General features: G+C 66.4%; 1 protein-coding gene. It reads right to left on the minus strand.

Annotated features, from left to right (window positions below; all coding sequences use genetic code 11):
- Window positions 1-414: M1 family aminopeptidase (locus FJV41_RS56185; protein ID WP_281291689.1), on the minus strand; the 414-nt coding region annotated here is incomplete at both ends.

A 414-nucleotide genomic window follows, 5' to 3' on the forward strand; every position in this document is an offset into this window, starting at 1 on the left:
GTCCGGGTTGGCGTCGGCGATCGCCTGCGCGAAATCGTCGCAGGTCACGGCCTGGCCGTCGTGGCGCTCGAAGTAGAGCTTCATGCCCGCGGCGAAACCGTCGCAGCCGACGAGCGTGTGCATCATGCGCACGACCTCGGCACCCTTCTCGTAGATGGTGACGGTGTAGAAGTTGTTGATCTCGACGTAGCTGTCCGGGCGCACCGGGTGCGCCATCGGGCCGGCATCCTCGGGGAACTGCACGGTGCGCAGCACGCGCACGTCCTCGATGCGCTTCACGGCGCGGGCCGACGGGCTGCCCGAGAGGTCCTGGCTGAATTCCTGGTCGCGGAAGACGGTGAGGCCTTCCTTGAGCGACAGTTGGAACCAGTCGCGGCAGGTCACGCGGTTGCCGGTCCAGTTGTGGAAGTACTC

Origin of the sequence: Myxococcus llanfairpwllgwyngyllgogerychwyrndrobwllllantysiliogogogochensis, from assembly GCF_006636215.1 — a bacterium.
GTDB lineage: Bacteria > Myxococcota > Myxococcia > Myxococcales > Myxococcaceae > Myxococcus > Myxococcus llanfairpwllgwyngyllgogerychwyrndrobwllllantysiliogogogochensis.